Source organism: Lactiplantibacillus fabifermentans DSM 21115, from assembly GCF_000498955.2.
GTDB lineage: Bacteria > Bacillota > Bacilli > Lactobacillales > Lactobacillaceae > Lactiplantibacillus > Lactiplantibacillus fabifermentans.
This window is the reverse complement of sequence record NZ_AYGX02000135.1, coordinates 1-25,687: the sequence shown is the minus strand read 5'-3', so window position 1 is coordinate 25,687 and position 25,687 is coordinate 1. Positions and strand designations below refer to the sequence as shown.

27 protein-coding genes are annotated in these 25,687 nt (G+C 46.6%); 14 read left to right on the top strand and 13 right to left on the bottom strand.

Annotated features, from left to right (window positions below; translation table 11 throughout):
• Nucleotides 1-95: 95 nt before the first annotated feature.
• Nucleotides 96-626 carry a MerR family transcriptional regulator gene (locus DY78_RS11515; RefSeq protein WP_024623824.1) on the bottom strand — a complete coding sequence of 177 codons (531 nt, stop codon included), beginning with the start codon at nt 624-626 and terminating at the stop codon, nt 96-98.
• A 204-nt stretch (nt 627-830) separates the two neighbouring features.
• Between DY78_RS11515 and trxA the strand changes: the two genes are divergently transcribed.
• Entirely contained in the window at nt 831-1,160 is a 330-nt protein-coding gene (gene trxA / locus DY78_RS11510) for a thioredoxin (protein ID WP_024623823.1), read from the top strand.
• Nucleotides 1,161-1,784: 624 nt separating this feature from the next.
• A complete protein-coding gene (locus DY78_RS11505) occupies nt 1,785-2,381 on the top strand; it encodes a hypothetical protein (RefSeq protein ID WP_024623822.1) in 597 nt (198 codons plus the stop codon).
• A 702-nt stretch (nt 2,382-3,083) separates the two neighbouring features.
• On the opposite strand, the gene DY78_RS11495 is transcribed toward DY78_RS11505, so the two are convergent.
• The 3 genes from DY78_RS11495 to DY78_RS11485 form a co-directional block, all read right to left on the bottom strand.
• Nucleotides 3,084-3,455 carry a hypothetical protein gene (locus DY78_RS11495; protein ID WP_024623821.1) on the bottom strand — a complete coding sequence of 124 codons (372 nt, stop codon included), beginning with the start codon at nt 3,453-3,455 and terminating at the stop codon, nt 3,084-3,086.
• A gap of 180 nt (nt 3,456-3,635) precedes the next feature.
• Nucleotides 3,636-4,106, bottom strand: coding sequence for a nucleoside-diphosphate kinase (gene ndk, locus DY78_RS11490; protein WP_024623820.1), 471 nt, complete (start codon nt 4,104-4,106; stop codon nt 3,636-3,638).
• A 113-nt stretch (nt 4,107-4,219) separates the two neighbouring features.
• Nucleotides 4,220-4,744: a hypothetical protein gene (locus DY78_RS11485; RefSeq protein WP_024623819.1), complete on the bottom strand. Its 525-nt coding sequence runs from the start codon at nt 4,742-4,744 to the stop codon at nt 4,220-4,222.
• A 148-nt stretch (nt 4,745-4,892) separates the two neighbouring features.
• On the opposite strand from DY78_RS11485, the gene DY78_RS11480 reads away from it, so the two are divergent.
• The gene (locus DY78_RS11480; protein ID WP_024623818.1) at nt 4,893-6,242 is read left to right on the top strand and encodes a DUF2252 domain-containing protein; all 1,350 of its coding nucleotides are present in this window, start codon (nt 4,893-4,895) and stop codon (nt 6,240-6,242) included.
• 262 nt (nt 6,243-6,504) lie between these two features.
• Here the strand turns inward: DY78_RS11480 and map are convergent, their stop codons facing one another.
• Nucleotides 6,505-7,296: a type I methionyl aminopeptidase gene (gene map / locus DY78_RS11475; RefSeq protein WP_024623817.1), complete on the bottom strand. Its 792-nt coding sequence runs from the start codon at nt 7,294-7,296 to the stop codon at nt 6,505-6,507.
• A gap of 708 nt (nt 7,297-8,004) precedes the next feature.
• Between map and pnuC the strand changes: the two genes are divergently transcribed.
• From pnuC to DY78_RS11455, 4 genes are all read left to right on the top strand, one after another.
• Complete coding sequence (gene pnuC / locus DY78_RS11470) at nt 8,005-8,784, top strand: nicotinamide riboside transporter PnuC (RefSeq protein WP_024623816.1); 780 nt, start codon at nt 8,005-8,007, stop codon at nt 8,782-8,784.
• A gap of 517 nt (nt 8,785-9,301) precedes the next feature.
• The gene (gene treR, locus DY78_RS11465; protein WP_024623815.1) at nt 9,302-10,021 is read left to right on the top strand and encodes a trehalose operon repressor; all 720 of its coding nucleotides are present in this window, start codon (nt 9,302-9,304) and stop codon (nt 10,019-10,021) included.
• A gap of 21 nt (nt 10,022-10,042) precedes the next feature.
• Nucleotides 10,043-11,692, top strand: a complete 1,650-nt coding sequence (treC, locus tag DY78_RS11460; RefSeq protein ID WP_024623814.1) for an alpha,alpha-phosphotrehalase — start codon at nt 10,043-10,045, stop codon at nt 11,690-11,692.
• Between the two features lie 13 nt (nt 11,693-11,705).
• Entirely contained in the window at nt 11,706-13,703 is a 1,998-nt protein-coding gene (locus DY78_RS11455) for a PTS sugar transporter subunit IIABC (protein ID WP_033613551.1), read from the top strand.
• Here DY78_RS11455 and DY78_RS11450 read toward each other — a convergent pair.
• On the bottom strand, nt 13,672-13,893 hold the full coding sequence (locus DY78_RS11450) for a hypothetical protein (protein WP_033613552.1): 222 nt from the start codon (nt 13,891-13,893) through the stop codon (nt 13,672-13,674). The genes DY78_RS11455 and DY78_RS11450 overlap by 32 nt on opposite strands.
• Nucleotides 13,894-14,195: 302 nt before the next feature.
• Here DY78_RS11450 and DY78_RS11445 point away from each other — a divergent pair, with 302 nt between their 5' ends.
• The gene (locus DY78_RS11445) at nt 14,196-14,519 is read left to right on the top strand and encodes a hypothetical protein (RefSeq protein ID WP_024623812.1); all 324 of its coding nucleotides are present in this window, start codon (nt 14,196-14,198) and stop codon (nt 14,517-14,519) included.
• A gap of 216 nt (nt 14,520-14,735) precedes the next feature.
• Here DY78_RS11445 and larE read toward each other — a convergent pair whose 3' ends face one another.
• From larE to larA, 6 genes are read right to left on the bottom strand one after another with little or no spacing between them, the layout of a single operon-like run.
• A complete protein-coding gene (gene larE / locus DY78_RS11440) occupies nt 14,736-15,566 on the bottom strand; it encodes an ATP-dependent sacrificial sulfur transferase LarE (RefSeq protein ID WP_024623811.1) in 831 nt (276 codons plus the stop codon).
• A gap of 22 nt (nt 15,567-15,588) precedes the next feature.
• Nucleotides 15,589-16,305: a D/L-lactic acid transporter LarD gene (larD, locus tag DY78_RS11435; RefSeq protein ID WP_024623810.1), complete on the bottom strand. Its 717-nt coding sequence runs from the start codon at nt 16,303-16,305 to the stop codon at nt 15,589-15,591.
• A complete protein-coding gene (larC2, locus tag DY78_RS16815) occupies nt 16,305-16,769 on the bottom strand; it encodes a nickel pincer cofactor biosynthesis protein LarC2 (protein ID WP_029778782.1) in 465 nt (154 codons plus the stop codon). The genes larD and larC2 overlap by 1 nt, the downstream gene beginning before the upstream one ends.
• Nucleotides 16,770-16,777: 8 nt before the next feature.
• Complete coding sequence (larC, locus tag DY78_RS16810; protein ID WP_024623808.1) at nt 16,778-17,602, bottom strand: nickel pincer cofactor biosynthesis protein LarC; 825 nt, start codon at nt 17,600-17,602, stop codon at nt 16,778-16,780.
• Nucleotides 17,603-17,627: 25 nt separating this feature from the next.
• On the bottom strand, nt 17,628-18,371 hold the full coding sequence (gene larB / locus DY78_RS11420) for a nickel pincer cofactor biosynthesis protein LarB (protein WP_024623807.1): 744 nt from the start codon (nt 18,369-18,371) through the stop codon (nt 17,628-17,630).
• The gene (gene larA, locus DY78_RS11415; RefSeq protein WP_024623806.1) at nt 18,368-19,642 is read right to left on the bottom strand and encodes a nickel-dependent lactate racemase; all 1,275 of its coding nucleotides are present in this window, start codon (nt 19,640-19,642) and stop codon (nt 18,368-18,370) included. Before larA ends, larB begins: the two co-directional genes overlap by 4 nt.
• 223 nt (nt 19,643-19,865) lie before the next feature.
• On the opposite strand from larA, the gene DY78_RS11410 reads away from it, so the two are divergent.
• From DY78_RS11410 to DY78_RS11390, 5 genes are read left to right on the top strand one after another with little or no spacing between them, the layout of a single operon-like run.
• Nucleotides 19,866-20,531, top strand: a complete 666-nt coding sequence (locus tag DY78_RS11410) for a Crp/Fnr family transcriptional regulator (RefSeq protein WP_024623805.1) — start codon at nt 19,866-19,868, stop codon at nt 20,529-20,531.
• Nucleotides 20,532-20,546: 15 nt separating this feature from the next.
• On the top strand, nt 20,547-21,530 hold the full coding sequence (gene cbiM / locus DY78_RS11405) for a cobalt transporter CbiM (RefSeq protein ID WP_024623804.1): 984 nt from the start codon (nt 20,547-20,549) through the stop codon (nt 21,528-21,530).
• A complete protein-coding gene (locus DY78_RS11400) occupies nt 21,508-22,332 on the top strand; it encodes an energy-coupling factor transporter transmembrane component T (RefSeq protein WP_024623803.1) in 825 nt (274 codons plus the stop codon). Before cbiM ends, DY78_RS11400 begins: the two co-directional genes overlap by 23 nt.
• Nucleotide 22,333: 1 nt before the next feature.
• Entirely contained in the window at nt 22,334-23,065 is a 732-nt protein-coding gene (locus tag DY78_RS11395) for an energy-coupling factor ABC transporter ATP-binding protein (RefSeq protein ID WP_024623802.1), read from the top strand.
• A gap of 16 nt (nt 23,066-23,081) precedes the next feature.
• A complete protein-coding gene (locus DY78_RS11390) occupies nt 23,082-23,315 on the top strand; it encodes a hypothetical protein (protein WP_024623801.1) in 234 nt (77 codons plus the stop codon).
• 503 nt (nt 23,316-23,818) lie between these two features.
• Here DY78_RS11390 and DY78_RS11385 read toward each other — a convergent pair.
• A complete protein-coding gene (locus DY78_RS11385; RefSeq protein ID WP_024623800.1) occupies nt 23,819-24,598 on the bottom strand; it encodes a hypothetical protein in 780 nt (259 codons plus the stop codon).
• 231 nt (nt 24,599-24,829) lie between these two features.
• Between DY78_RS11385 and DY78_RS11380 the strand changes: the two genes are divergently transcribed.
• Nucleotides 24,830-25,642: a chitosanase gene (locus DY78_RS11380; RefSeq protein WP_029778781.1), complete on the top strand. Its 813-nt coding sequence runs from the start codon at nt 24,830-24,832 to the stop codon at nt 25,640-25,642.
• Nucleotides 25,643-25,687: the final 45 nt, after the last annotated feature.

The following is a 25,687-nucleotide window of genomic DNA, read 5'->3' as shown; positions in this document are numbered from 1 at the left end:
CGAAAAGTGTGGGGTGTTTTTCTAGTAAATACTAAGGACGACAAAAAAAACGCGGCCCGCTTAAGCGGGGACCGCGTTACTGATTCAGTGTTGATTTATTTGAGCCAGCCTAACCACCAAGGGGTTGTTTTCTTAGGTTGTTGGTCGAGTTTATCTAAAACCAAGTTCAGGCGATAGTTCAATGAGTCCAACCGTCGCGTCATCACTTGTTGTTGTTTCGCTAATTCTTCATTTTGCTTCATTAATTCGTGATTTTGTTGCGATAATTCGGCATAGGCCGGATTAACGGCTGCTTGTGGCGCCGGCGCCAAGGCCGTTTTGGGTGCGGACTTGGCTGTGGGGGTCGCTTTCGGGGTTGGTGCGGCCGTAAAGGTTTGGTTAAGCGCATCGGCCAACGTGGTACCGGCTTCGGTTAATGCAATGGCTTGTTGAAAAGCGGCTAAATCAGCGGCCGTGTATAAGCGGTGACTATTCGTGCCGGTCCGAAAACGGCGTTCGTCGTTGAGTTGCTTTTCAACGAGCGTACTATATTTACGTAAAGTAACAGCTTTGATGCCGAGGTGTTCCGCAGCCACGGAAGCCACGAGTTTGCTATCTTGATCGATAGGGTTTGATTCATTTGACATAAGTAATCGACTCCTTTGCGATTATATCGTTTCTTATAACGCTATTATATCGAAAAACAGCTTCAAACGGTACCGTTACGCGATAAATTAGTGACCGCTGTTCGTAATAACCGCTATGTGGTGACTGCCACGAACTTTTGACCGCTCGTTGGGCGATAAAACATGCTATGATAGTTTCAAATTAAGTAAAAGTGAGGAACTCGCATGATTGAACCAGTAACGGCGGCGCAATTCGACCAAGTTGCGACCGATACGAAGTTAACGGTCGTTGATTTATGGGCGGATTGGTGTGGTCCCTGCAAGATGCAGACACCCGCACTTGAAGCGCTTGATGAAGAATATGATGGTCAAATCAAGTTTGCATCGTTAGACATCGATGCTAATCCCGGGGTGGCTGAAAAATTCGACATCATGAGCATTCCAGCGCTCGTGATTTTCAAGAATGGCCAACCGACTGAAAAGGTCGTTGGTTTTCATCCCCAAGCAGCACTAAAGAAGTACTTAGACCAAAAATTAGCTGAAGTCACAGCTTAGTTTACTGTGATGTCAGCCTAGCCCTCCAGTCCGGTGGGCCGGGTTCTCGTGCTGCGACCGGTTGGCGCCAAAAAGCGGTCGCCAACCTCACTTTCAAGCTCCGCCTAACCCGTGAATCTTGAAAGATGCCGGTGCGCTAAGCCGAGAGGTTCGCTCAGCTAAGCGCACTTTCAGCACGTTCACCTGGCCCGCCGGACTTCCGGGGATTGATTACAAAATAAAGATTACATCAAAAAACGGCGATACACTGTGCACATGTATCACCGTTTTTTGATGTAATCTAATTGCTGAGTCGCAGCAAATAACAGTGTGTTAGGTTCCACCCACACTTTTTAACCGGCACCAACATACCATTTTTTTACAGTCTCTTTTGGTAACCTTTACACAAATACGATTTTAAATTTAAATTGGTTGTGTTATGTATTCTATAAATCATGGAAACTGTCAAATTAGATTATCGTGATATTTTGTCGAATTTCAGTTGGTAGAAATCAGCTATTGACGCATTTCTAGTACTAGTCGTTTTAATTAAATAAAGGGCACGCTCGTCTCAAAATATAAATGAATTTTCAATGCTAAGCTAATTTTAGATAGGATTGGCAATTTTGAATGGGGGACTTCGTGATGAAAAAACTTTACTTGTGTTTAGGATTAGGAATTGCATTATTAGGAACGGTCATGGTCTATCAGCAATGGCAATTTACTCATGCGGTGGCGGCCGCTAAGCCGAAGTCGAAGTTAACCCCAGTTAAAGATAAAGTAGTAGCCACTAAAACCGTGGCTAAGCCAATTGAGCAATCACAAGTGACCGTATCTTCTTATCCCGCCGCTCAAGTTGACCCGGCGCGCGTCTGGTTGGCGGTCAAAGGTCACGGAATTTTAACGACAAAGACAAAATTACATATCAAACAAATTGCTGCGGGAACGCATGTAAAACCCGATAACGTGCAGAGCGTCATGTATACACGCGCCGTCGTTCAAGTAGCGACTGGCGATTTGGGTGACACTAGAAATGTGGTCACGTATGCGGATAATCATGACGGAACGGTCACACTATATGGACCGATTCCGTATGAATGGGATTTATCGGTTGACGGCCATCATGAATATGATCGTGTCGTGCGTGCCGATACTCAAGGCATGTTGGAGCATCAACAAATTGTCGCCGTCCCCAAAGGCCAAGATGCGGCCGTGTTAAAATTGGTCGAACTCGAAGCGTAGCGTATGGTACAATTGGAGAACGTTTACTTTGCCGTTGGGCGTCAGCAATAATTCCAGTCACCGTGGCGACCGGTCCGAGCCAAAGAGCGGTCTCGAACCTCACTTTGAAGCTCGGCCCAACCCACCAATCTTCAAAGATGTCGGTACCGTAAGTCCGGCCAAAGTCACGCCGAACTTACGGTACTCTCACGGTGACTTCCATTATCGTTGACGCCCAACTGAATTGGTGATTGATTTAAAGTTTTGCAGCTATAATTTTTTGGCCGCATCAATTATGTTCGGCACTATTTTATGAGCTACTTATGGATGGGGCACAGCTCATTGCAATCATTTAGACCTTGCGAAATGTAAGTTTAGCTAAAAGTATCTTTGATTGACACTATTGGGATGGTGGCAGCTATTACTACTTTACCCTCAACTAGATTACGGTTAATCCCAAAATAGACGCCACTACAATGGATGAATAGTTGTAGTGACGTCTATTTATATTTAGCATCAATTTAGCTGTCGACTGACTGTAACGGAGTCCGCCATGCGGGTGGTGTAAACGGGATTGGTTGGTATCCCGTTTACACCACGGACGTCTTTTGAGACTTGTTTTTTAGGCTCAAAAGCGAGGTTCAAGACCGCTTCTTAGGCTTGGACCGGTCCCCTTGGCGGACGGAGTTACGGTCAGTCGACAGCGGCAATCAGCGCAAAACTTTAAGCGAGTTGGGTATCAATCAAAGCAATCAATTCGTCGCCGGACGTGATGAGCTGGCGATTGATGGCTAATAAATAGTGGGGCTGCTGTGGATAGAGCGCGTTGTGTAGCGTGTCTTGAATTAAACACCCCGTTAAGGTGAGCGGTCGGGATTGCTCATCGATAATGATGGTAATCGTTTGGGCATCATTGGTGACAATGACGTTGTTTCCTAGCAAGTAGGTTAAATTGAGCCCTAAAGTGGCAGTCGAAGCAGTTAAACCGGCGGGTCCGGTTTGACCAATCAAGTCTAAGCAAATATCGACGCGTTGCATCGCGGTCAACATGGATGGTGTGGTCGAACGATGAAATGGACCAACGACTAGTTTCATAAGAATCCCCCCAATCCTTATTAATATATTTATCATAAGGGGTGTCGGGAACCGGTTCTAAAATAATGACCTATTCAAGCGGTTAATTTGCTTAGTTGGCGGGTATTTTTGCTCAGTAACTGAACTAAGTCGTGTGACAACTAAAAAAGAGCTCGAGCAAGCTCGAACTCTCTATGAATCTCATTTTTTAGATTTAGTCTTTTCTTCGTCTTTACGTGATTTCACCGCTAGTTCGGGGAACCAAATCGCGATTTCATGATGCGCATTTTCCCGACTGTCCGAAGTGTGGACGACGTTGCGTAAAATCCCATCAGGATATTCGTGCGCAAAATCGCCGCGAATCGTGCCTGGTAGGGCATCGCTTGGCCGAGTTTGACCAGCTAAGCGATGGACCGCTTTAACCACGCCAGTCCCACTGACGATGATGGCCACGAGGGGACCTTCCATCATATACGTTTCAATTTCTTTGAAGTAGGGTTTGCCCACTTTTTCTTGGTAGTGCGCTTGAAGTTGTTCCGGTGTGGCTTTGATCACTTTGAGGGCCGAAATTTGGTAATTTTTACGTTCTAAACGGGTGATAACTTCACCGATGTGACCTTCAGCGACCCCGTCTGGTTTAACTAACATTAAAGTTTTTTCAGAATTTGCCATAATGTGTGACCTCCCAATAAAGTAAGCGCTATCATTTCTATAATTTTAATTGTAGGCGAATGTTTGCTGACCGTCAACTTAAGTTACCAAAATAATGAAAAAGCCGGTGGAAATTACTCCGACCGGCGATGGTGATGGTGATGTGATTTTTCTTGTTGGGCGACATTGGCGGGTAAGGCGTCGGCAAAACGGCGTTGCGCCAACCACCAGACACCACCACGTTGGGCGAGCAGGGTGAGCCCTAAATATAGTAACAGAGTCGTCGAGTTACCGGTCCAAAGACGGTCGACTAAGGCGTGGCTACCGATACTGAGCACCCAAAAGAGTAAGGTGACCCAAGTCCCTTGGCGCATAACGAGCCCAGCATCGCTGACCCAAAGACGATAAGACCATGCTCGTAAGCCCCCAAAAATCAACGCACTCAAAATACTGAGCGTTCCAAAAAGAACGGCTTGTGAGATCGTAATCGTCACTTCATGATGGGTGATGGCATCATAGATCGATGCAGCCCCGAATAAAATCAGAACTAAATAAAAATTCAATTTAAAACGTAACACGCGTGGTGCTAACTGACGTTTAATAACGTAGATGAGCACTAAACCCGCAACGACAATATTTGTTGCATCTAAATTTTGCATTGGAAAACCTCGGTTGTTTTTTATTGCGGCCATAATTGTACGCTAGTTTTCTGAAAAAAACAGCAAAAATTGAAAATAATAAGTATTTCGTTTTTATGGTATAAATCGTTATAATGGAGGCAGTTTATAATAAAGGGATTGATACACCATGCCACCACTTGATTTAACGCATATTCGACAACATCATACGGTTGCCGAATTGATTGCGACCGGTAAAGCGCGTCGCCAAGTAACGTCATTTGAAAAATTGGGGACCTTTGTGCCCGTAAAACGCAATGCTGCGGAATATTTGAAGCATGTGCGTGAAATGTTAGTACCCGAATTATTGCCGTTACGGCGCGAACGAATGTCGGCGTCCGCCTTCGCATTTTTCCGCGGCTCCGTCGAATTAATGGACTACGATTTAGACTATCAAAATTCCACGGAAATCCCAGCTGTCGTTTGTGGGGATGCCCACCTAGGCAACTTCGGGTTTTATGCCTCGCCAGAGCGCCGGTTAGTTTTTGATTTGAATGATTTTGATGAAGCGGGCGTGCATCCCTGGGAATGGGACTTACGCCGGTTACTCGTCAGCATTATTTTAGCGGCCCGCGTTTCCGATTTTAAACCGAAAAAAGTTGAAAAATTAGTTAAAGATGCCAGTGCCAGTTATCGTGACGGCATTAAACGGATGTTTGATCGAACGACGTTGGAACGTTTTTACCGGGATAACGAAGTGCAATCGGTGTTGAATTTTGGTGGCGAACCAGAAGATACGGCCGACTTTATTGCCGCCTTAGTCAAAAAGGCGACGAAGCGTAATTCCGAGCAAGTCGTGCGCAAATTCACGGTCACCAACAGTCGTGGTGAACGCCAATTCAAAGACAACGCGCCACGGTCAGTGCACGTCGATAAAAAGACGTATCGCGGCATCAAGCAAGGCATTCAAGAATACTTACGCAGTGTGCGCACGGATGTGGCATTGTTGCTGTCACAATATGAAGTTACGGATATTATCCGCCACAGTGTCGGTGTCGGGAGTTTCGGCTCGTTATGTTATTTAGTGTTATTGACGAGTACCGATGGCAGCCATATGGTCTTACAAATCAAAGAAGCTTTGCCAACTCGGAAAGTCGGTAGTCAAAATCATCAGAAACTAACGGCGGCGTTGGAATTAACTGAAGGCCAACGGATTGTTAGTTCGCAACGGATTTTGCAATCGACCTCGGATGTCTTTTTAGGTTATTTCCAAATGGCCGATAAGAGCTTTTACGTCCGTCAATTCCGAGATATGAAAGAATCGATTGATATTCCAACTTTATCGTGGGGACAATTTCAAGCATATGCCAATACGTGTGCCATGATTTTAGCCCAAGCGCACGCCCAAAGCCCAACGGCAGCCATGATTCGCGGGTATGTCGGCAGCTCAACCAAGTTCGACGACGCCATGGCCAAGTGGGCGGAAGCTTATGTGGCCCAGGTTGAGGATGATTATCAGGATTATTTGGAACAAGTTTAAAAGAGTGCAATCCCGGGCGGTTAGCGACCGAGCATAGCCTAGTTAAAGCCCCTGACGCGGTGAATTGTCCGTGTTAGGGGCTTTAACGTAGCTAAGCGGAGGGCGCTGCCCGGGATTGCACGTTTCGACAGTAAAGATAAGTGGGAATCATTATCGAGTAGTTTTAACGTTCAAAGCGCCCCCTTAGAGTCCGAAAACACTCGCCAACCAAAAAAAGAGTTCTACCACCAAAAAAGGGCGGTAGAACTCTTTTATAATTCAATTATTTGTTCAATAAATATTTCGCATCAAAGTCATTATCAAACGAAGATAAGATCTTAGGACCATCGTCAGTAACAACTAAAGTATGTTCATATTGGCAGCTCAAGCTACCATCTAACGTTTTAACGGTCCAGCCGTCATCAGCGGTTTCGCCAGAACGCCAGTCACCAACGTTGACCATTGGTTCGATGGTGATGGTCATTCCAGCCTTTAAGCGGGTCCCATGGCCAGCTTCGCCATAATGAGGAACGTCTGGTTTTTCGTGCATCGTTGGTCCAATACCATGGCCAATGTATTCACGAACGACGCCGTAACCCATTTCGTTTTCAGCGTAGTTTTGAATGGCCCAGCCAATGTCACCAATTCGGTTACCAACAACGGCTTGGTCGATACCAAGGTATAACGCCTTTAACGTTACATCCATTAACTTTTGAACTTCTGGTGATGGGGTGCCCGCAACGAAAGCGTGGCATGAGTCACTCAAGTAGCCATGATAGTTAATAACCGTATCGACTTTTAATAAGTCGCCGTCTTTGACTAAGATGTCTTTGCTAGGACAACCATGGCAAATCATGTCATTGACGCTGACACAAGTTGAGTATTTGTACCCTTCAAAGTTAAGTTCGCCCGGCGTAGCATCATGGGCAGTGATGTATTCATAAGCGAAGTGATCAACATCCCAAGTTGTAATCCCTGGCTTGATGTAATCTTCTAAGGCGTGGAACAAACCAACCATGATGTCGCCAGCGGCTTGCATACCCTTGATTTCGCGATCTGATTTAAGCGTAATCATGAGAATCCTCCAAAAAAATTAAATATATTGTAAGTAAAATCGTTTCCGTATCCAGTATACTGCAAGCAATCGTTTCCGACAAAATGCAATGTTTCTTGCCGCTGGCTGCCACTAGAATGGCGCCGTGGGGCAGACCTGATGACAAAAAGCGGTCATCAGGGCGCTTTTAAGCCTGACCTTAACCCGTTGTCAGTCTTAAAAGTCGACCCCAATGAATCACCGGAAAGTTCACCGCTGACTCATTGCGACACGGCGTCATCCTAGTGGCAGCCGGCTAAAGTGATGAAATTTGATTGGTGTTATGGGTAAGAATATTGCTGGTAAAGGGAATTCATGGCAGAGCTTATTTTCCTAAGTTTATGGCGCTTTTCTTTATTATAAAATGTATTGCAGCAGTCTTTTTAGCACTTTATGAAGATTAAGATTAGCTTCGCTTGATTCGCAAAATTAATGGTAACGATTGCATTTTTTAACCCGAAAAAAAATTGCAAAAAAAATCCGCGCACCAAAATACCGCGGTGGCGGGGCTGATTTCGATAAGTTGTGAACAATCAATTCGTAATTGCGAAATTTATACTTGGCAATCAAAAATCTCATGATACAATATATAGTGTTGTTTCGAACGGATACACTACATGATGTGGTGTTAAGGTGAATAGTTGGCCAACTACGTACACAACCGGTATTTTAAGAGACGGAAAGAGGAGCATGATTTTGAGTAATTATTTTAAATTTTTAGCGCACCAATTGAAAGGTTGGCCACAACAAAACTACTATTTATTCTACTTTAGCTTAGGTTGCCAAGTAATGACATTGGTCAGTGCGCCAATTACAGCACTTACTATCTTAACATTTATTGGGACGACTTTGGGTGTTTTATGTGTCTTGGCTATTAATGCGGCTAAATCAGTTAATGGTGTTTTAGGGGTTATTTCAGCCTTCTGTTTCATCGTGGTTGGGTTCTCAGCTAAAAACTACTTAAGTATTGGTGAACAACTCGCTTATGTGGTTACCTTGGATATTCCGGTCTTGTTGAGTGCAAACTGGAACGTGAACATGGTTTCTAAGATTCGTAAGTTTACGGGTCGGACTTGGGTCATTGCGATTGTCGCAACCTTAGTCGTTTATGGGATTTCTGGTTACTTAATCGGGACCTTTACGGATGATCCGCGGCCATGGATTGACGCTATTAGTTTTGCCATCTGCTTAACGGCTGGGGTAATCTGTTTCTTGCGTTACAACAACCAATATTTCTGGTGGATTGCTTCTGGCTTGGCACAAATGGTCCTCTGGTTCATTTCATTCCGCCAAGGTTCCGCAACGTTAGCCATGTTTATCAATAGTTCCGTCTACTTAATCAACGATATCTTAGCCTTCACCGTTTCACCTTGGTACAACAAGCATGAACGGGCCCGGTTGATTGCCGAAGAACAAGCGGCCGCCGACAAAGCTAGTGAAGACCAACATGCGTTTGGGATGGATCATTAATTTAAAAAATAATATTCGGAAACCTTTTTCCGGCAAGTCGAGCGTGTGACAACTGACTGTTGTTGCACGTTTCGACCATAAAAATAGAAAAAATGAATGGGTGTCAGATGGAATTTTAACTTCATCTGGCACCCATTTTTTAGTTAGGTCTCAATACGCTTTTGTGATTATCCATTCATGTTAGCCGCTGCTTTTGTGGCGTGGTCAAGCTAGTGTAATGGTAATCAAGATTGAGAAAGCATTTAGATGGCCTAAATAGTCTGTAAACTGATTGTTATTAGTGATTCTGGCCAGTTACAATGCTAGGCGACTTCGTAACCTGAAATGCCGGTATGGATTAACGCGATATAAGTACATCCATACATGTATAAACAAGGTATACAAGCTAATAAATTCACTGTAAATGTTGATATATAACTGTTTACGGGTCGTAAAATATAATCATTGACAACTTGTCTAAACAAGTTTATATTAATCTTTGAAAGCGATAACAAAACGTAAAAAGGGGGTCGGCGGCATGTTAAATAAATCCGCGCTAGTCTATGACGACTTGATGCAAAAGATTGATCAGGAAGTTTACGAACTAGGCACTTATTTACCGAGTGAAAATCAGCTGTGCCAGTTATATGGCATTTCACGGGAAACGGGCCGCAAAGCGTTAGGACTGTTGGCCGAAAACGGCTATATTCAAAAAATTCGGGGGAAAGGGTCATTAGTGATTGAACATCGCCAATACGAATTTCCAGTATCGGGGATTGTCAGTTATAAAGAACTAGCGCAAAAAATGCACGTGACCACTGAAAATTTAGTTTATAGCTTTGAATCACCCGTCGCTTTACCGGTTCAGGCGTTTGCTTCCCTTGGTGGCGAAGTTAAACCGGTTCCGGTCACGGCGATTAAGCGGGTCCGCATCATTGATGGCGAACCGGATATTATCGATAAAGATTATATTTTGACGTCGGTAGTGCCGGACATTCCTAAACGGGCCGCCGCCGATTCGTTATACGCCTACTTTGAAGGCGAACTCGGATTGGACATTGCCTATGCAACCAAAGAGATTACGATGGAACCAGCGAATTCGGAAGACCGCGAACAGTTAGGACTAGATAAAGGCGCCTATATGGCGGTAGTTCGCAGTGTCACCAGTCTGGCCGATGCGACCGCGTTCCAATATACTGAATCGCGACATCGCGCCGACAAGTTCCGCTTCCGCGACTTTGCACGCCGGACGAAATAATGAGCATGAGAGGGCTTAGAGATGAAACTTTCACAACAAGTAATTTACCAGATTTATCCCAAATCATTTTATGACAGTGATGGCGATGGAATTGGCGATTTACGGGGGATTATTCAAAAGATTCCGTATTTGGCCAAATTGAACATCGACATGATTTGGTTCAATCCGTTCTTCGTGTCACCGCAAAATGATAACGGTTACGATATTGAAGATTATTACCGAATTGACCCAACCTTTGGCACGATGAGCGACTTTGAAGAGCTCGTCGCCAAGTTAAAGGAACAACATATTGGGGTCATGCTGGATATGGTCTTTAACCACACGTCCACCGCGCATGTTTGGTTCCAAAAAGCGTTAGCGGGCGATCCTAAATATCAAAAGTTTTATTATTTACGGCATGCCAAACCAGACGGTAGCTTACCGACTAACTGGGAATCCAAATTCGGTGGCGCGGCCTGGGCCCCATTTGGCGATACGGATATGTATTACTTGCACTTATATGACCCAACGCAAGCGGACCTCGATTGGCACAACCCGCAAGTACGCGCCGCCTGTGCCGAAGTCGTCAACTACTGGCGCAAAAAAGGTGTTCAAGGCTTCCGCTTTGATGTTTTCAATGTTACTGGTAAGTCGAAGTATTTAGTCGATGCGCCTAAAGGTGTTGCTAGTAAGACACTCTACACCGATACGCCGGTGGTCCAAGATTATTTGAAGGAATTGAATGCGGCTAGCTTTGGGCAAGACCCCGACAGTATCACAGTCGGTGAAATGTCTTCGACGACGATTCCGAACAGTATTGGGTACACCAATCCTGACAATCATGAATTATCGATGGTCTTTAATTTTCACCATTTAAAAACGGATTACGTCGACGGTCAAAAATGGTCACGAATGCCGTTCGATTTTGACCGGTTGAAGCAGTTATTGGATGAATGGGCGGTCGGCATGAACCAAGGCCATGGTTGGCAAGCGTTATTTTGGAATAACCATGACCAGCCACGGGCGTTAAACCGCTTTGGTGACCCCGGTAAGTACCGCGTCAAATCCGCCGAAATGCTCGCCACGGTGATTCATCTGATGCGCGGGACCCCGTTTATTTACATGGGAGAAGAGCTGGGGATGACTGATCCAGATTACGATTCGATGGCCGATTATGTCGACATCGAAGCGTTGAACGCTTATCGGGCCTTGATTCGCAGTGGTTATAGCCATGCCGATGCCTTTACGATTGTAAAGACCAAGGCGCGGGATAATTCCCGGACGCCGATGCAATGGGATCGTTCGGCTAAGGCCGGCTTTACAACTGGTCGGCCGTGGTTACGCCCGACCAATCAGGCGACCATCAACGTTGAAGCGGAGCTGACGCATGGTGAAATCTTCAATTATTATCAACAGTTAATTAAGTTACGTAAGACGATGCCAATCATTGCCGATGGCGACTACCAGACGTGGCGGCTTGATGACGATCAAGTCCTAGGTTATTGGCGGCGGCTAGGTAAACAGCAATTATTAGTTTTGAACAATTTTTATGGCACGACTACGACCGTTGAAATCCCAGCGGCAATGGTGTCGGCGCAAGTCTTACTGTCAAATTATGATGATACGGTCGTTGAATCGCAGTTGGTTTTAAAACCGTATCAATCGGTCGCGTTGTTATTGGATGAGAAATAGGAGGAATCCAACTATGGCAAAAATGCAAACGGTAACAATTTTAACGCCAGTCAATGGTGACGTAATACCATTAAAAGTGGTCAAGGATCCGGTGTTTTCTGCCGGGATGATGGGGCTCGGCTTCGGGGTACAACCGAGTGATGGTCAAATCGTCGCACCAGTAACTGGGAAAATTACGATGATTGCGGAAACGAAGCATGCCTTCGGGTTTACCACACCGGACAACAATTTGGAAGTGTTGGTCCATTTAGGTATCGACACGGTCGATTTGAAAGGGGCACCGTTTACCGTTAACGTCAAAACGGGTGACGAAGTGCAAGCGGGTGATGTGATTGCGACGATGGACTTGTCAGCCATCGAAGCTGCGAACCGGCAAACGACCGTCGTCTTAGCAGTAACGAATTCGAGTGATAAACTCGACTCACTAGATGTCACTGAAGGCACCGCTCAGGCGGGTCAAGTGGTCGCTTCGGGTCGTTTGAACGCGAATACGTTTAATGCTAAGCGCCAAGGTAAGTTACCGCAGGCCGGCAAATACGACCAATTAGCAACGGACATTATTGAAAATGTTGGTGGCGTCGAAAATATTAATAGTTTAATTCATTGTATTACCCGGTTACGGTTCTACTTGAAAGACGAAAGTAAAGCTAACGATGATGTCATTGCCAATATGAAAGGGGTCATTGATGTCGCCAAAGCGGGCGGTCAATATCAAGTCGTGATTGGACCAGCCGTTACCGATGTTTATGATGCGGTAATCAAGCAAATTGGACCGGAATTATCCAATGACTCTGAAACCGCTAAAGCCGTGGCTGAAACCGCGGCAGCCGCGAACAAACCCACGACTGCTTGGGGTAAAGTGAAATATGGCTTCAGTAGTTTAATTGGGGTCATTACTGGGTCAATGATTCCAGTCATCGGTTTGTTAGCTGCTTCTGGTATTTTAAAAGGGGTCTTAGCGTTACTGACCACGTTCCATGTGGTGGCAACTACGGACTCAACTTACGTCATTATTAGTGCGATGGGTGATTCCGTCTTCTACTTCTTACCAATTTTCGTCGGCTTTACAGCTGGTAAAAAGTTAGGCGCTGACCCCGTTATCATGGGGATCATCGGTGGGGTCTTAACGTACCCAACCTTGATCACAATGGCTAGTGGTAAAACTTTGAGCACCTTCATGGGGATGGCGATTAACGGGAGTTTCTTCGGGTTGCCAGTGCATATGGCTTCCTACACGTATTCCATCTTCCCAATGATTGCGGGTGCTTGGTTAGCCAGCAAGTTGGAACCATGGCTCAAACGGGTTATTCCAACGGTCTTACGGATGATTTTCGTCCCATTATTTGAAGTTGTTATTATTTCTGGGGCCATTATCTTATTCCTCGGCCCAATCATTACGGTGTTATCAACTGGTTTAGCAAACGCGATTGTCGCAATTTACAACTTGAGCCCAGCGATTTCTGGCTTGATTATTGGTGGTTTCTACCAAGTCTTAGTTATCTTCGGGTTACACTGGGCGGTTATTCCAATCGTGGCCAACGATATTGCCACGACTGGTCACAGTTACTTGAACGCCATCGTTTCGGCAACCATGGTCGCTCAAGGTGGGGCGGTCTTAGCGATTGCCTTGAAGTCAAAATTAGCTAACATTCAAGAATTAGCTTGGCCAGCAACCATCTCAGCCTTTGCGGGGGTTACCGAACCCGCGATGTACGGGATTAACTTGAAGTACGGTCGCGCTTTCGTTACTGCCAGCATTGGGGCCGCGGTCGGTGGTTTCTTAACTGGGTTGATGCGAGTTAACATGTGGGGCTTTACCGGCTCCTTAATCGGGTTCACGTCGTTCGTTAACCCGAAAGGCTTAGACTTCAGTTTCTGGGGCTTCTGGATTGCGTCCATCGCCACCATCATCGTTTCCTTCACCTTAACTTGGATGTTTGGCTTTAAGGATGAAGACGTACAAGCGGTTAAGACCGCACCTAAGAAACGTCATTTAGGTCAAACTGCTTAATTAATGTATGTAGAAGTTGCCGTTGTGGGTCAGCGGCAATTCCAGTTGCCGTGGCGACCGGTTCGAGCCAAAAAGCGGTCTCGAACCTCACTTTGAAGCTTGACCCAACCCGACAATCTTCAAAGATGCCGGTGGCGTAAGCTCGGCCAAAACCATGCCGAACTAACGCCACTTGCACGGCGACTTCCATTGCCGCTGACCCACAACTAAATTGATTTTTATCTAAAATGATGTCGCTACAATTTATTGTGGTGACATCATTTTTGTGTGGGAATTGTTCTTTCTCTTCTCGAGGGACTAAGTATTACACAAATACCTTGCAAAAATTTTGTGTTTTTTTGCGAGAATGCCTTAATTACACATAAAGAATATGAGCTTTATATCTTGAATCCGGGTTTTCTTTGCTTCACTGCAACTGATACAATAATTATTATTGAGACGGGGATTGCTGTTATATTGGCATTATCATCAAATAAAGTGGGGGAATTATTAATGGAAAAAGCTGAAAAAATGGACTTGCGGCTCTTTACACGGGAAGATATGTTATTAAGTGTTATCAATCAATTAGCCGAAAAAGCAGCGTTAGCATCGACGGAGCTAGTCTTATTAAACTGGGACTTCTCGGCAAAAGAAACGCAGAAATTAATGAAATTTTTGATGAAGAAACAACTGACCAAGGCGGGATTATCAAAACGAGATTTTCGCAAAAAGGTTAAGAAAATCAAGCCGGATATCGTGAGTGTTAAAGTATTTACCAATCAATTGAAAGTCGCTTTTGATGCGGAAGGGCGCTTTCCAGACTTGCTTAATGACTAACGCTCAAGTTATATTGGAATGACAAAACGTGTATACTAGAAAAACGCCCAGCCAACGAAATTATCGTAGCTGGGCGTTTTTAGTACACAATCAAGTTTAATTGTAGGTTACATCTGAAAAATAAACTTCGCATCAATCCAGCTACCGGCTGACCGTGATGGAATCCGCCATGTGGATGGAATCACGGTCAGCCGGTAGCGGCAACCAAATCACAATTTAAGCAAAAGCGGCCAATTGTTGTTTGGTTAAGGTGTCGTTCATGCGACCGCTACGGAAACCGCCTAAGTCTAAGGTGACGTAACGGAAACCAAGCGTTTGGAAGTGCCGGTTAACGCGATCGTTGAAGACTAAGAAGTCGCCGATGCGCGCTTCAGGAATTTCGATGCGAGCGATGTCATCGTGGTAACGAACGCGGACCGTTGGGAAGCCGAGTTCACGTAAATACTTTTCAGCCGCCATGACTTGGGCGATATTTTCATGCGTTAAGGTCGTGCCGTAAGGGAAGCGGGATGATACGGAGCAAGAAGCGACCTTGTTCCAGTTCGTTAAGCCGAGTTCTTGAGCTAACGCACGTACGTCGACTTTGTAAAAGTCGGCTTCAGCTAATAAACTCCGCGCACCAGCTTCGGTCCGCGCTTTCATGCCGGGACGGTAATCTTGTTCATCGTTTTTAATCATCCCATCTAAAACGGCGTTGCTGCCTTGAGCTGCGGCCATTTCTGTTAAACGAGTGTAGAACATCTTCTTCGCATAGTACCAGCTGTCAGCGGCGTTATGTTCGATGTGTTCGTCACTTAAGTAGTCCAACATCGTCGTTTCGACGTGGGCGCCAAGCATTTCTGCTAAGTTGACGGCCTTGTTGAATTCTTCGTCAGTGAACAATTCTGAATTGGCAACGACGGCAGTCACATTGTCGGCGCCTAAAACGTCTAAGGCCATCTTCAATACTAAGGTACTATCGATACCGCCAGAAAAAGCGACGGTGACGCGTTTTAAATCTTTTAAAGCGGCGGTTAACGTCGCGGTTTTGCTTACTAAATTAGTCATTTTAAGTTCCTCTTTTTATTTATTAATTAATACCGAAAAAGCCGTGCATGAACCAAGCGGCACAGGCAGCGCCGACAAAGGGGGCGATCCCAGGCACTAAAATCCCATATTGCCAGTCGCTATCCGCTTTATTGGCAATCGGTAAGATGGCGTGGGCAATGCGGGGCCCCATATCCCGGGCTAAGTTCATCGCAAACCCCGTGGGACCACCAAGCCCCATCCCAATCGCCCAAACTAAGAGTCCAACACCAATTGGCACGACCCCACCAGTTTTGACGGTTGAAATGGCTAAAATCCCGGAAATGAAAATAAAAGTATCAAAGAATTCCACGAAAAAGTTCCGGGGCAAGTTGCGGACAGCCGGTGACGTACAAAATAAATTCCGAATCGTGATGGGCGAAATCTCATCAGCGGAGGCTTTGAAATGGTCCGCATACATGATCCAGACGATCACGGAACCAATCACCCCACCGAGAACTTCGGCAACGGAATAAGGAATAAAGTCGACCCATGGTAAGTTACCTAATAAACATTGGGCTAATACCATGGCGGGGTTGATACAGACGTTGCCAAAGATGAACAACGCGATGCTAATCCCGAAACCCCAAGTCGTGATGGCAAAAATATGGCCTGAACCACGATACTTGGTGCCTTTAAGGACGGTACTACAATGGACGCCGACCCCAAAAATAATCATTAAGGCCGTGCCCATAAATTCGGCAATGAGCTGGTGTAACATTAATTTTCCTCCTGTGTGGCTTGGTCAGCCGCCACGAGTGCGGCTTGATAAACCGTCATTAATGGAATATGCCACTGTTGCGCAAGCTGAGCGCAGTCGGCGTATTCCGGTGTTTGTTTCGTTAGGTCGCCGTACGTCGCAACTTTGAGTTGGACGGGCCCGTATGGCGTGGTGACGGTTGTGAAATGGCGTTGCATGATGGCCCGGTGCCACGTTTGATAACGCACGCCAATCGTACTGGTTTCCGCTAAGATCAACGTCGTGATGGCGTCTTTAGTCGCGGGATTGATGAGGACTGATAACTTGGTGGCGGGACGATTCTTTTTCATTTGAATCGGCGTAAAGTACACGTCGTAGGCTCCGGCATCCAAGAGTTTTTCCATGACATACCCGAGACCTTCACCTGTCTGGTCATCTAAGTTCGCTTCCACGAGCAAGACGTCGTCGTTGGTTTTAGCGACCACTTGTTTACTTAGTTTTTTTTTTCGAATAAAATGGCGCGCAAGGCATTGAAGCCGCCGGTATCGCGTTTGCCAAAACCATAGCCAATCTTGGTGGGGGTCGCTGCTGCTGGGAGCGGTCCAAAGTCATGCACTAAGGTTTTGACGATCCCCATCCCAGTTGGCGTAATCAATTCCGTGTGTAAATCCAAGCGTTGCTTGATGGGAATCGCCGTGCCGACGCGCATTTGCATGACGGCGGGGACCGGAACGGGCATTTGCCCATGGGCCACGTTAATAAAGCCGCTCCCATCGGTTAAAGGGGACGCCATAATGTCGTTTATTCCCATTAAATCAAGGGCCACACAGCATCCGACAATATCGACGATTGAATCTAAGGCGCCGACTTCGTGGAAATGCACTTCGGCTAACGGCATATGATGGACCGTCGCTTCTGCTTCGGCGATTTCGTTAAAGATGGCAATCGCGTGGCTTTTGACGGAGTCATTTAAGTCACTACCGTTGATCAAAGCAATGATGTCGCTCAAATGACGGGCTTCATGATCGTGATGATGGGCGTGTTCATGGTGATGCTGATGCTCGTGAACATGGTCATGGTCTTCGTGATGGTGATGTTCCACGAAGCCGTGATCTTTACCGCCCGCAACTTGGACGTCAAAACTCGTGCCATAAATACTGCTTTTGGCGAGGCGTTCACACGTTAAGTCGTAACCGGTGACGTTTAATTTGGCGAGTTCCGTTTTTAAAGCTTCAAAGTCGAGCCCTAAGTCCAGTAATGCGCCTAAAAACATATCGCCACTAATCCCGGAAAACGCGTCTAAATAAAGTGTTTGCATCTAAAATTCCTCTCTCTTATGCGACCTATAATTGGTTAATCAAACTAGCCGAGTAGGCGGCCCCAAAGCCGTTATCGATATTGACGACGGTAATTCCGGAGGCGCAGCTATTGAGCATCGTGAGTAACGCCGTCATGCCTTGAAAGTTGGTCCCATAACCAATGCTGGTCGGTACGGCAATTAGGGGCTTGTTGACCAAGCCACCGACCACACTAGCTAAGGCGCCTTCCATCCCGGCAATGACGATGACGACTTTGGCGCCGCGAATCAGGTCTAGTTTGGCGAATAGGCGATGAATGCCAGCGACACCCACGTCATAGACGCGTTCGACGCGATTGCCAAACGCTTGCGCCGTTACGGCCGCTTCTTCGGCGACCGGTACATCAGAGGTGCCCGCGGTGACAATCGCAATGTAATCATCAGGATTAGTGGGTTGCGGTAACTGACCGACCGTCACACAGCGCGCCGTTTCGTGATAAATCGCTTGCGGGAGCGCGGGTTGTAAGGCGGCAAATTTTTCGGCACTGACCCGGGTCGCTAAGACGGGCAAGGTTTGATGCTTTAAGGCTTGTACGATGCCAACGATTTGGGTGGCCGTTTTGCCAGCGCCATAAACCACTTCCGGAAATCCGTTGCGGTCGGCGCGGCTTAAATCCACGTTGGCAAACCCTAAGGCCGCCGTTTGCGTCGTTTCTAATTGGGTGGTAGCGGCACTCGGACTCAGTTGCCCCGCTGCGACCGCTTGTAAGATTTCCAAAGTAGTCATTATTTGACGATAACTCCTAACCCGTCCGGCACAACGGTGACTTTTGCAGCGGCGCCTTCGCGAGCGTAGGCTTTTTCCATGGCTTCGTCTAAGGATTTAGCGAGTTCCATGTGCATCCCAGTGATTAAGTCGGGATCGACTAAGTCTGACACGAAGATGACGTGATGATGCACGAGAATCCGGGCAAAAATTTGCGCGGTCCATTGGTCGGGAATCGTTTTTAACCGGGGCGTATTAATCGCTTGGTCTAAAAAGTCCTTCGGGTCGTCCACATCAGCTAAGTTATGGAAGAAACCATCGCCACCGTGACCGTCACGGGCACCAGCAACCATTACGATGGTCCCGCCTTCTTTGTTGGTCGCTTCCGCGGCGGTCATCCCTTTAACGGCTTGATAAATGTTTTGGTCCAACGGATAGCCACCATTGGTTGAAATGGCGATATCACAGTCGATACCAGGGACACTCGATAATTCTTTAACGAAGTCACAGCCGACTTTGTGGGCTGCTTCCATGTCACCAGCAAATGAACCGATGATCTTTTTATCTTCGTCTAAGACGACGTTGATAATGAAAGCTAACTGCGCGGTCCGGGCGGCATACACCATGTCTTTATGGATGGGGTTATGCATTAAATTCCCCGTCCGGGCTTTTGGTGAGTTGATAAATTCACCGGAATGGTTCGCCATAATCGTTTTATAGGAAGCAACTCCGGGTAAAACAGACTTACGACCACCGGAGAAGCCGGCGAAAAAGTGGGATTCAATGAAACCTTCGGAGATTAATAAGTCGGCTTCAGCAGCCACTTTGTTAATGATGCAATCGCCACCAGAAGGGAGTTGGCCGATTTTGACCATCGCATCGTCGTCGGTCGAAACGTGCATCACGATTTCTTCGTTAGCAACGATGTCTTCGCCGTATTTGTTCACTAATTCTTCGTGGGTTGATGGCCGATGAAAGCCGGTCGCCACTAAGATGCGAATGCGGGCATCCGGCGCCACCGAACGTAAGCGCCGTAATAAGATAGGCGTAATAATGTGGGATGGGACTGGTCGCGTATGGTCGGAACTAATGATGACAATGTTTTTCTTGCCCTTAGCTAATTCTTCTAGTTTGGGCGTGCCAATCGGGTTGTCGAGCGATTTTTCAACCGTCTCCTGTTCTGACAATTTGTTATGATATGTTGCAGCTTGCGAAACCAATTTACCGGCAAAATTCGCATCCGGAATTTCAGCGGTAATGGTGGTTTTATCGTATGGTAGATCGATTGCAACCATGTTTTTTCGCCATCCTCTTTCGTTGATTAATTTTTACATGCATGATTTGTTATACTCGTTTAACTTTTAGTTGTCCGTCACATTTAAAGTTTTCAAAAATAGTTAACAAATGTATACTTTAAATGCGATAGTTTCTATCTGAAAAACTGGTAGGCTTAAGGAAGTCATGGTCGTGATTAGATCAGCCAGTGATTCAAATCTACTCACGAAAGAACTGAATAAGATGGTATTAACTGATATTGAATATTTATTGAGTTATTTGGAAGCCCACCACGTGCCGACGATTCAAAAAAAACGGCATACGTATTTGACGTATCACGGTTTGGCCGAACATTATACGTATGTCTTAAAGGATGGCATCATTAAAAACAGCATTATTTTGCAAGATGGGCGCGAGTTCAACTTGTCCTATATTGCCAAGCCCGATGTCATCTCGTTATTACGTGATGAAGTGTCGCGGTCAACGGACCAACCGTTTAATGTGCGGATTGAATCGGAATACGCGACGTTTTATCAAGTCAACCGGGTGGACTTTTGGAAATACGTTAACCAGACGCCGGAACTACAAAATTACATCAAGAATTATTACCGTAAAAAGTTGTCGGAAAATATTTTCCGGCTGCAACGGATGGTGATGAACGGTAAAAAGGGCGCCATTTGTGCCTTTATTTACAGTTTGATTGATTTGTTTGGCCGCAAAGTAGCGGACGGCATTTTGATTGATTTTGTCGTCACTAATGATGATATTGCCGGATTTTGTGGCATTAGTTCCCGGAGTAGTGTCAACCGCATGCTCAAAGAATTGCGTGAAGACGGGGTATTAACCGTTAAAAATCATAAATTCATTATTCAAGATATTAGTTACCTCTTAGACCAAATTGCAAATTAGAAGAGGTGCTCATCCGTGCATATTCCGGATAATTATTTAAGCCCAGCCACTTGTGGCACGTTAGCCGTGGCAATGACGCCCATTTGGACGGTCGCGGTCTTAAAAGTTAAAGTACAAATCAAACAACATCGAGAAACGTTACCAATGCTCGGCATCGCCGCGTCATTGGCTTTTTTAATCATGATGTTTAACTTACCGATTCCCGGTGGGACAACTGCGCATGCGGTTGGGGGGACGCTGTTAGCGGTGCTGATTGGGCCGTGGGCGGCGTGCTTGGCGCTGACGGTCACCTTAGTCTTACAAGCCGTTTTGTTTGGTGATGGCGGTATCTTGGCCATCGGGGCGAATGCCTTGAATATGGCCGTGATCATGCCGTTTGTCGGCTACGCTTGTTATCGGTTAGGCCAAAAATGGCATCATGAAAAGCTCGGTTTAGCCGTTGGGGCCTACGTTGGGATCAATACCGCGGCCCTAGTTGCGGGAATCGAACTCGGGTTGCAACCACTGTTGGCGCACAGCGCGAGTGGGGCACCGCTCTATTGCCCGTATGGGTTAAATGTCGCGGTCCCCGCCATGCTCTTAGCGCATCTACTAGTGGCTGGCTGGGTCGAAGTGGCCTTTACCTTACTCGTTTTTCAATTCGTCAAAAAAGTGGCGCCAACGAACTTATACCAAACGCCCATCCGCACGAATCAACGCCCGTGGTTGTATTTGTTAGGCGGGCTTGTTTTACTGACGCCGCTCGGGTTATTAGCTAGTAATACCGCGTGGGGGGAATGGTCGACCAGTGAGTTGAAAACGATGCTGACACAACAACATGTCAGTACACAAGTGCCTCAAGGGATGGTAAGCGGCCTGCACTTCAAGGCGTTGTTTAGTGATTACGCGATTGCCGGTTTACCGGTCAGTGTCGGGTATATTTTATCTGGCGTGACGGCGATTCTGATTTTCTTATTATTAATGCGAGGCTTACAACATGAAACCCAGCCAACCAAATAAGCTCCCGACGTGGTTAGCGCAACCGACCACGCCGGTGCCCCGCGCCCCGCGCCACCAAGTGAATTTTCTCGCCCGTAATCAACGACATGTGCAGGCTTTGTTGGCGCGGTTAGCCCAACCGGCCCCCGTACCCCGGGCCACGCATTGGCAATTAACGCCGCCGATGCGGTTGTTGCAATTAGGCTTGATGTTATTAGTCATCAGTTTGGTGCACAGTCCGGTGGGGTTGTGGTTATTGGCCCTATTAATCGGTGGGCAATTATTGTTACTATCACCGTCACAATTGCGGCGCTTTATCGTGAGCTGGGCGTTGAGCAGTCTGTTAGCGTTGAGCTTTATTTGGCCCAGCTACTGGCTGGCCGGTCCCAGTACCTTGCTATTATTTTGGGGCAAAAGTAGTTTGTTATTAGCCAACGCCCAATATTATCGGGTAACGACCGCTTTAACCGACTTTTTAACGGCCCTAAAAGCGTGGCATTGTCCGGATGTGATTGTCATGACCTTTGCGATTGCTTTGACGTATCTCCGCATGCTCGGCAATTATTTGTTACAAACGATGGCGGCGCTCGATATGCGCACGGTCGCCCCGACCAAACATCCGTATCGCTTGATTGGCAGTCTATTTGGTCAGCTCTATTTAAAGAGTTACGCGTATGCTTTGGAGTTATATGCCGCGATGGAAGCCCGTGGGTTTAACGGCCACTATGTCACGGTACCGACGACGCACGTTCGTTGGCGTGATTACTTAGTTGTCAGCCCCTATGTCGGGGTGTTACTAGTGTTGATTTTGCGAGGAGTTTAGCATGGAATTAATTAAAACCGCGGCGCTAAGTTATGATTATCCGCAGACGTGTGGCTTAGACCATTTGGATTTAACGATTCAAACCGGCGAATTTGTCTGTTTGATGGGTCCGAATGGCTCGGGTAAGTCAACGTTGTTACGTATTTTAAGTGGCTTAGCGGTGGCGAGTGCCGGGACGTATACCTTTGATGGTCAAGTGATTGATGCGGCCTGGTTGGCGCGACCGGCGCAACGCCAGCAACTACATCAACAAATCGGCATGGTCTTTCAAAATACCGATGTGCAATTATTTAATTCGTCAGTCGCGGAAGAAGTGGCATTTGGCCCCCGGCAACTGGGACTTTCACCCGCAGCCATTGATCAACGGGTGACCGATTGTTTGGCGTTAACCGGGGCGACCGCGTTTCGTGACCGGGTGCCGTATCAGTTATCAGGTGGCGAAAAGAAACGGGTGGCCTTGGCCAGCGTCTTAGCGTTGAATCCGACTGTGTTATTATTAGATGAGCCCCTCAACGGCTTGACCATTAGTGCGCAAACGGAAATGTTGGCCTTATTGCAACAATTGCAAGCCGCTGAGAAGACGATTATTATGGCGAGTCATAATTACCAACAAGTCCAAACGGTCGGTGACCGCTTTATTATTTTTAATGAACAGCATCAAATCGCCGCCGATGTCACGCAAGCGGAATTAGCCGCGCAAACGACTCGGCAAGCGGAATTAATGAAATTATAATTGGGGAGTGTTTATTATGTTTAATCCATCATCTGAGATCCATCGTGGCTGGAATCGCCGCGTTGTTACTGGTAAGACGTTAGCCGAATGTGATGACCGGTTATCAAAATATTTGAATGACCAAGATTACGGTTCCGGCGAATTCACCGTGTTACACGAAAACGATGGTTCCAACCAAAATACGGGTTATGATTTACCCGAAGGTGACAACTGCTACATTAGTTTCTTAATTTACAACAGCCGCCTTTAAAAGCAATTTAAGTTTGCCGTTGTGGTTCAGCGGTAATTCCAGCCGCCGTGGCGACCGGTCCGAGCCTGAAAAGCGGTCTCGAACCTCACTTTGAAGCTTAGCCTAACCCGCTAATCTTCAAAGATGTCGGTGGTGTAAGCTCGACAAAAAAGCGTCGAGCTAACGCCACTTGCACGGCAACTTCCATTACCGCTGAACCACAACTAAATTGATTTTTGTCTAAAAAGGGTGCGACTACATTTTGTGGTCGCACCCTTTATGTTGGTCGTGTTTTCGCTGGTTGTTGGTCAGTCTGCTACGGGCCAATTCACGCTGAACTAATACCATTCTCACGGTGTGCTTTAGCTCGGCTGGGCAACCGTTAAAGTAAAATTTTAAATAAACATCAGTCGCTGTCACAATTTTGTGGCGGTTATTTTAACTTTGCAGTGTTGTTTGAAGTCGCACTATGTCAGTAGTAACAGAAAAGACCAGCATCCTAAAAAAGGTGCTGGTCTTAAAACTCATTCACCGACGGCTTGTAATTGGGCCTGCTGACGGATGGCTTCGACGTAAATGCGCACGAATTGCGTCCCGTAAGTGGCAGCTAATTGTTTTTCCAAATTAGGTGTCGGGGGCAATTCTTGTAGTAGCGGGCGAATCCATTGATTGGTCGGTAATAAACGTAGTAACTGATGGCTGGTGAACTGGGAGAATAACAAGTTGCGGCCGAAAAATTGACCGAGCCGCTGTTGAAAGACTGGTTGCTTAACTGGCACCAGTTGTAGGCTGCTGTTATTCATGTTGCCGAGCAGGAGTTTCGCGCTTGGAAAATCAGCCAATAAATCCAGTTGCTGGTTTTTGTAGGCTTTCGCAATGGTCGGTGATAACTTGACGAGCCAAATCAATTGATGTTGTTCGAGATGTAAAATCAGTCGCAAGGTCACGATATCGGTCGTTGTGAAATGGTAACTGTACTGTTGTAAAATCTGAGGCGTCAAATGTTGCCGTAGCGTTTCACGGACGGCTAAAAAGTCGCCGGCTTCCCAAGTTACAGCTAGCTGTTCGTGATTAGCAAGCCATAGCGTATGGTCAGCGATGCGTAGCGTTAAGGAATTTGGCGTCGCGTGGGGCTGATCGAGCATCAGCAACCAGTAGGAGCTCGCACTGGAGCGTGCAAAGTTACGCGCGAGAACATGGGCGTTCGTGGGGAGTGCGGTTTGAACTGCAAGTTGCAGTTGGCGTCGATCGGCGGCGGTGTTGACAAATTGTTGCGGATCATGAGCGATTCGACGTTTCGCCATTGGCAAGGCCTCCTAACTGGTACACCACTTTAAGTATAGGCCTAAATACCGTCAACGACACACACAACCCTCAACTTTTTCAAACGCCATAAAATCGAGTGGCATACACTATGTAACAATAACCCTAGTCAATATATTTAGGCATTTTTGCGACACATTTGTGAATTTGTCGCCCATTGGTCTAGTAAATCCAGTAAACTAAAACTAACTTGAGGAAAGTGGGTTAGGGGTATGCGAAAATGGTGGCTAGGTTTAATGGGGATCCTAGTAGTTGGCATGGCTGGTGGCAGCTATTGGTATTATGATGCTCACCAGACGATTATGACGGGACATTTGCGGGCAACCACGTTTGCACTCGTATCCAGCGCGGAGAATTCGTCCTTGGATTATCAAAAACAGTATCGCTATATTGAAGATATTCACGATGGTCGCGGCTACACGGCGGGGATTATTGGCTTTACATCCGGCACCGGCGACTTGTTAAAAGTGGTTGAACGCTATCAAAAGTTACAACCACATAATCGCTTGGTGAAATATTTGCCGGCACTGAAAAAAGTTAACGGGACCGCGAGTCATCACGGTTTAGGTGCTAAATTTATTCGTGACTGGCAGACGGCGGCTAAGGACCGTAAGCTGGTTCAAGCGCAAGATGAAGTTTTAGACGCGATGTATTTGAAGCCAGCCGTGCGCGCGGCGCAAGCTGATGGCTTATCACCATTAGGCCAATATATTTATTATGATGCGTTAGTCGTTCATGGACCGGGCAATGACGATGCCAGTTTTGGTGGGATTCGACGCGCAGCTAAGCAACGGGCAAAGACACCGAAACAAGGTGGCGATGCACAAACGTATTTGCGGACCTTTCTGACGATTCGCGCCGGCGTGATGCGCCAAGAAAGTGCGCATCATGACTTGTCGCGGGTCAATACTCAGTGGCAATTTGTCGTGGCCGGCAAGGATAAATTACAAGTACCGCTTAGTTGGAAGATGTACGGTCAAGCGTTCACGCTGACCCGCGCCAAATTAAATCAATTAAAATGGTAGATTGTAAAATTAATCCGAACGCTGTTCGGACAAAAAAGATCAGCT